Origin of the sequence: Nostoc sp. FACHB-892, from assembly GCF_014698795.1 — a bacterium.
In the GTDB taxonomy this organism is placed as follows: Bacteria; Cyanobacteriota; Cyanobacteriia; order Cyanobacteriales; family Nostocaceae; genus Nostoc.
Genome location: NZ_JACJTR010000039.1, coordinates 50,462 through 57,110 on the forward strand (window position 1 = coordinate 50,462; position 6,649 = coordinate 57,110).

Here is a 6,649-nt window from a genome sequence, read left to right on the forward strand (position 1 = left end):
TTTTTACTGAACAATCAAACCAGTAATTAAATCTCCAACGAAAACTGCCATAACTATGATTAATGGAGTTCTTGCTAGTGTCTGCCAATCTTCATCGTTCCGGGCAGATTGAATAATCTGAACTAGACTGATCCCAACATATAATAGGAATAAAGCTCTCAATACATTGAAAAAAAGTTCGATAACTTCTGATGTTTGTCCATTGTTGGCATTCCCAAAAGTGGTGGTCATCCAAGTTTGAGCATTATTGAAAAACTGAGCATTAGCTGGAGCCGCCGCAAAATCAATTAGACAAATTACTGCTAACAGCGCAAACAACACAGCATAGAGATTAACTCCATACTTTCGTTGTAGTTTATCGAAGTTAGTAAATAATGCTTGTGACTGTTTCGGCAAGGCAATCACGATGGCAGACGCAATCATAAATCCACCCATCAATATATTGTGGACGGACATCTCTGCTATCATCAACACACCAGTCACACCCATGAGTGTAAGTGTGCCTTTTTTCGCCCTGTCATTCTTCTCCTCAGGTAAAAGTGTTCCTGTTGCTGAAGCTGCAAAATCTGTGTATCCGTAATCAGTACGCATCTGCTTTCGTTCTCCTGAACGATGTCTTGAGGGATAGGCACATTCTTGAATAAGTCAACCCCAAAATCCACAAACTCTGGTACGGAAAAAAACAGAACTGTAGTACTGTATAAACATTTCTAACAGCAATAATCTACGTAGATAAAAATTCTTTGTTCTATTATCAGTCTTTGTGCTTGATATACTCATATCCTTAATCATTAATTAGTATAGATATTTGTGCAACATCTTCAGTAAGTGCCAAATAGGGGGGATTGACTATTAGCTAGTTTTATGGTCTAAAACATCTAGATTAGCTTTAACAAACTTTGGGGGTTTAAGTTAAGAGCCTAATTAAAATCCCCGTTACAAAACGTAATTGCAAATTGCGAATTGCGAATTGCGAATTGCGAATTGATTTAAGTATCCCTGCTCTCCATAAATTGAACTTTCCCTTCGATACCTCACCATGTTTTGCATCATAACTAAAAACTGTTAAAACTTGATTGCATGTATAGAACAAATATGTATAATACTTGCAGCTTGTACTTCAGCATTTGTTAGAAGTAAATATTTGGTCAAGCAAGGAAATTGGGAATTAATTTTCACGCATCATTTGTTGGGGTATTTATGAATAAAAGAAAAATATTTGCAGCACTTGTTTCAATAGGTGTAGGACTATACTTAGGAGCTTGCCAGTCTGAAACAGACTTGGTTGCTCAGGCAGAGAATGACTTAAAACAGGCTTATGCGGCGGCAAGTGATGATGAGCAAAGCCAAAAAGATAAGGAAGTACAGGAGCAAATAAGGCAATATGTAGAAGAGACACCTAACTTATATAGAATAACTTGGAAGGTATGCGGAGACGGGAACGCTCCGTACAAAAACGGAACAAGGTGCAACGAAACCAAAATCCCTCGAACTAAGGGATATTTCGAGCCTGTCTATGTGTGGGGAGCGAATGGAGTCCAATTTGTTAACAAACAGGACTTTGTAAGAAATTTTTGGACTACAGGATTATTCGTGAAATCAAGAGGGTGCTTAAATTTAGGGAAGCCGCGAGAAGAAGGCTTGTACAATGTGAAAAATTTCATGCTCAAGAAAACAGGCACTACTCCTACGCCAGAGAATGTAAAAGTTGAAGTTTTGTCAAAAGAAGAGAAGCAAAAGGTAGTGGAACAGGCTTTTAAGGACGCAGAAGCAGAAAATTATGCGCTGACAAATTTCGGTGTGTCAGCAACCACAGGATTAATACCCACTGGGAAAACTTGCTTAACAGTAGACGAATGGAAGAAAACGCAATCATAGTAAAAATCAGGCACTAGTTGTTAGAGAGGGAGCAATTCAACCTCCGCAATTACTTCCCATTCCAGCACAACCAGCCACAGATATCTAAATAGTCCAGCGCAGCGATCCCGAACCATTGCAGCACCACCAGTCAGGTTTGGGGTCAGAGGGAACAGTGAAACCCAAAATTTTTGATGTGAGCAGCGCAGTCAACAGCGATCGCCGTTTCTAAGTTAGTTTAGCCAGTAAATAGTTTTGCTCACGCACATCAGTTATTAAGCAAAGCTTTGTAGTTTTTTATACTTAGATTTCCCAGTCACTGATTACTTCATGCTTATACTAAGCGATGGCGTAACCGCAAGAGCGTAGCTGATCGCTCTATGAAAATCGCAATTTGCCGACTATTGGTCGGCAAAAACTTAATTATGATTCTGAAAAACTAATTCTTTATATGAGCCAAGATCGAGGGTGTTAAAAGGAACGGGAATTTGCAGACCACCATGCCAAACGATGTCTGTGCCTTCCCTTATGCCCTCTGTATTACTGTATTCTGTAATATAAAACACCTTGTGTTACGCAATTATCACTACTGAAGGCATCGCTATGCAGTAAAGTTTTCTGCATTATACTCATCTAGGTAAATAGGCTAAATGAACCTACCACCAACTTAATTTGTTTACCTAGACAAGTATCATGATACAGCACGGGGGTTTTGTTCGATGTTAAAGTTGTATTTTTAACTGTGTAATTTACGACATTATAAATTAACTCGCAATCAGCTAAAGTCTCTTCGCCCATCAGGGAGCATCTTGGCGTTCACCCTGAAAATTGATTAAGGACAAGTTCGGAATCAATTGCAGAAAAGTTTGAGTTTTTGGCACGCAAGTTTTACCCGTTTCTTGAAGAATTTTTTATAGAGCAATCACACCACTCTCAATACCGTTCGGTTAAGGAATTTTTTGGTTGAGGCAGGCAGGGGGGGCAGGGGGAGAAGAGAAGCAGGGGAAGAGAAGAATTACTGAACAATAACCCTCTTTCCTCCCCTGCAACGCCAGCTTATCCAAACCGTATTGACACCACTCTCAAAAATAAACTAAAAATGACTCTATAGTTTTATGGCGTGATAGCGATTAAAAAGCGGGCTATTCCGATAAGCTTGATTTGGCATGAAAGCAACAGAAGCAGGGAAGAATTTTGTACAAGTTTCTTAAAATAAGCACCTTTGCCCGTTTTCTTTAACCCAAACCTACACCTGTAATATTTGTGTAGTTAACTGTTAAGAGTATGCTCTTTAGATTTTTATATCACTTATTAACTATAAAGCCATTTTTAGTTTATTTTTTTCACCTATCTTTAGGTTTTTCAATATAGGTGCATTTTTAGGGGCATTGGCTATAGCCGAATGGCACTGAAATAAGCCAAGATATAGTTAAATTAAGCAGTCTGTAATTGACGGCGTAATTGATTTCTAGGTTGTTTCATTAATGGGTAAGCTTTGGGACGGCGTTTCCTAACTCTGGGTTCAGCTCGACCGGGACGGTCAGGAACTGGTTTGTAAACAATAATAAGGAGCAAAGTCCGATAAATGCGATCGCGTTTTTTGCCAGTATTAGCTAATAATTCAGGAATAAAGTGATCTAAGTGATGACGAGTTCCTTGTAAAGATAAGCGTAATGGAGGAACACCGAAAGTCATCCCAGCCTCCCACATTAATGTACGTAGCAGGTTATAAGCTAACAAAAAAGCGTAAATTTCCTTACGTACAATTTCAGGAGTTTTACCACGTAACACCTCCATACCTAAAGTAGTTTTCAAATGTTTTAAATTGACTTCAACATCCCATCTAGAGTCATAAAGCCCAACAATTTCGAGAGTGGTATAAGTTTGAGAATCTAATAAAGTTGTAATCAAACTGACGTTGGTAGTCCGAAATCCTGGAATCACAATATGGTAATAAATTTCTCGGACAATTAAGGTTTTAGGTAGAGCAGCGAATTCTGATTGACTTAAACCTTGTGGGCATTTTTTTGGTTTATGCCAAGTCACTAACTTGTCACATGCTCCAACAATTTTACCACGACGCATAGAGGTCTTTCGGGATTGATGTTTACGAAAAACGGCATCACATTCCATATTTTTTATGACAACTAAATCAGCATAAGCACAAAAAGCTCTATCTCCTAAAAGTACATCTCCCTTGTGAAGAAATTGAGCTAACTTCCTAGCAAGTTTGATATCATGAGTGTTCAAAACATCGACAGCTAAAGCAATAGCAGCGCCTGTAGTTAAACAAAATATTACACCGATTTTAGCGATGGAAAAGCCACAACCAGGTTGTTGACTACTAGGCTGAGGGTAAGATTTTTGATTTTCAATACTATCAGGCATTGATACTGTTGAACCATCTATTACTTTGATATGACGACCGCACCACAATTGCAAAGGCATTACTTTACCTTGTAATTTTTCAGCCACAGAGTTAAAAAGTTTCTCTAAAAGTTGTTCTGGCAATCTTTTTCGTGCTTTACAATAAGCACCTGTATCGATTGAAGGAATTTCACAAGCTTCACTCGCTAACCATGCACTAACTCTTGAAACTGCATTCTCACAACTTTTATCAACGTCTAATACTTGTGATAGAAATACCCATAAGGTTACGAACGGATCAAACAGCCGACGACGATATTTAATACCAAGCTCGTCAATAACTTGTTGAATTTCCCATTCCGGTAAAATGTCTCGAAACGGTAATCCTAGACTAGTGGTAAATTTTGTCTTGAGAACTTGTACACGATTTGGCACAGTAGTAGTCATATTGGCTTCCAATCTCCAATTCTTTTTTTACAGGACTTGGAAGCTTTTTCTTCATACAGAAGAATTTTTTCAGCGATCGCCTGCTAGTATTGCTGCCACGCTAACATCAAGTGTTACTTAGAATCCGCTCTGCACTGATAAATCACAATTTGGGTTTCATTTCTCCAAACCATTATCAATCATGGGTTTTGTCTTATTTCAGTGCCATTCGGCTATAGCCCAATGGCATGAAGAAAGGTAGTGTCTAGGTAAACATCGGCTTTTTCTCCTGTGCGCTTAAATGGCAAGGGAATAGTACAGCATTAGTACACCGTTCTGGCTACAGGTGACGGGGGTATTCTGTTGCTGACAAAGTGCCACAATTTTCACTTTGTCCGTGAACAGGGAAAGGGAAACGGTAGAGAAACTAGTACACATTGCAGTACAGTTCCACACTTTTTTCACCGAAATAAATCCTGGGACGGGAGCATCGGCGATAATGATTAACTATCGGGGGTTCGGGGCTGTGAAAATTGACCGTCACGGAAAGGCAAAAGTTTTGTCGCCGGAAGAAATCCAGCGTCTATTCACTTCGGGGTTGACCACAGTCCGGGATAGAACACTCGGTGCCGTGATGCTGTACACGGGTTGCCGCGTCAATGAAGCAGTTACCCTAAAAATTAAAGATGTTTATAACAGCAAGGGACGGATCAGAGCAGAGCTGATCATCCGTAAAGGGAATACAAAGGGAAAGTTAGCTACCCGCAGCATTCCAATTTTGTCAGAACTAAGGCAGTTCTTAGCTAGTTACAAACCGACAAACTCCCGTGACGGTTTTTTGTTTCCTGGTAGATGGGGGCGGGGTCACTTGCACTCAGAATATGCAAGCCTAATCTTCCGAGAAGCTTGCGAACGTGCGGACATCGAAGGAGCAAGCACACACAGTTGCCGCAGAACCGCACTTACTTTCATGAGCAATGCCGGAATTCCATTGCGAGTCATCCAAGAAATTAGCGGACATCGCAACTTAGAGCAACTGCAAAATTATCTGGAGGTGGAACCATCCCAAGTCCGGGGTGCGATCGCGGCGTTATCGATGCTATCACCGCCATCAATGGGCAGCAGCAATATTGACAAGCAAAATGCGGATAACACGAGGTTATCATCGGAGTGATAGATCAGGAAATACCTATTAGTTGATCTAGACAGGACTGATAGCCAATAAAGGCTATAAGGATTTTCCCAAAAAGCCATTTACAATTCCATCAGCAACACCTCAAGCGATATTCACTGATAAAAATAAGGCACAGATTGCTCTTTATTTACGTAGCTCAGTCGCGGCGTAGGCGTCGCCGACTTTACTCCTCCATAGGCAACACCTCTTCATTGAGCAAGGCGTAAAATTCCGGTACTGCTGCCTCGACAAGTCGCAGTTCATCAGGAGCGATCGCTTCAAGTTCCAGTACCGTCTCCCAGCGCAAATCCTCAACCCATCGCTTGAGAATGCCTTTAATTGCATCCACTCCACGAGAAATACCAGAGCGAAGTATTTCTACGCAATGAAGTAGCGTAATCCGATCGGTCGGAGGCGACTCAAGTTCGGTAGTATCCTCCCCTTGGCAATGGGAGTTCCCTATAGCATCAAGGGGGGGTGTGGATACGGGCTGCTGATTGGGGTTTACACTATACGCAGCAGGGGTTTTGGGGGCATAATAGGTTCGATTTTCTTTTTGATTCCGCTTCGTTTCACGATGAGCAATTACATGCATTGCAAATTCTAATTCCTTTTTAGATAAGGAAAAAAGTTTTACCTGTTGACCCCGTTTGCCCTGCTTGCGGAAAGTCAACTTTAGCCCCAGCTGCTCTAGCATTGTGGCTAGCAACCAAATAGGCTTACAGTCGCTAGGGATAGTAAACCCAAGAATTGCTTTAACGTGAGCAGCACAATGTATAGCAATCGCCGTCATCTTGAGTAAGGTGGAATCGTCGGCGGTAACTT

The 6,649-nt window shown here is 40.8% G+C and carries 4 protein-coding genes and 1 pseudogene; 2 read left to right on the top strand and 3 right to left on the bottom strand.

All coding sequences use genetic code 11. The annotated features are described in order from the left end of the window. Positions 1–3: 3 nt before the first annotated feature. On the bottom strand, positions 4–591 hold the full coding sequence (locus H6G96_RS31535) for a hypothetical protein (protein ID WP_190916976.1): 588 nt from the start codon (positions 589–591) through the stop codon (positions 4–6). 609 nt (positions 592–1,200) lie between these two features. Here H6G96_RS31535 and H6G96_RS31540 point away from each other — a divergent pair. Next, positions 1,201–1,878, top strand: coding sequence for a hypothetical protein (locus H6G96_RS31540; protein WP_190916978.1), 678 nt, complete (start codon positions 1,201–1,203; stop codon positions 1,876–1,878). Positions 1,879–3,291: 1,413 nt separating this feature from the next. Here H6G96_RS31540 and H6G96_RS31545 read toward each other — a convergent pair. Next, entirely contained in the window at positions 3,292–4,671 is a 1,380-nt protein-coding gene (locus tag H6G96_RS31545; RefSeq protein ID WP_190916980.1) for an IS4 family transposase, read from the bottom strand. A gap of 376 nt (positions 4,672–5,047) precedes the next feature. Between H6G96_RS31545 and H6G96_RS31550 the strand changes: the two genes are divergently transcribed. After that, positions 5,048–5,824 carry a site-specific integrase gene (locus H6G96_RS31550; protein WP_347242297.1) on the top strand — a complete coding sequence of 259 codons (777 nt, stop codon included), beginning with the start codon at positions 5,048–5,050 and terminating at the stop codon, positions 5,822–5,824. A gap of 184 nt (positions 5,825–6,008) precedes the next feature. On the opposite strand, the pseudogene H6G96_RS31555 reads toward H6G96_RS31550, so the two are convergent. Further along, positions 6,009–6,649, bottom strand: a pseudogene (locus H6G96_RS31555) (bifunctional DNA primase/helicase); the annotation flags it as partial.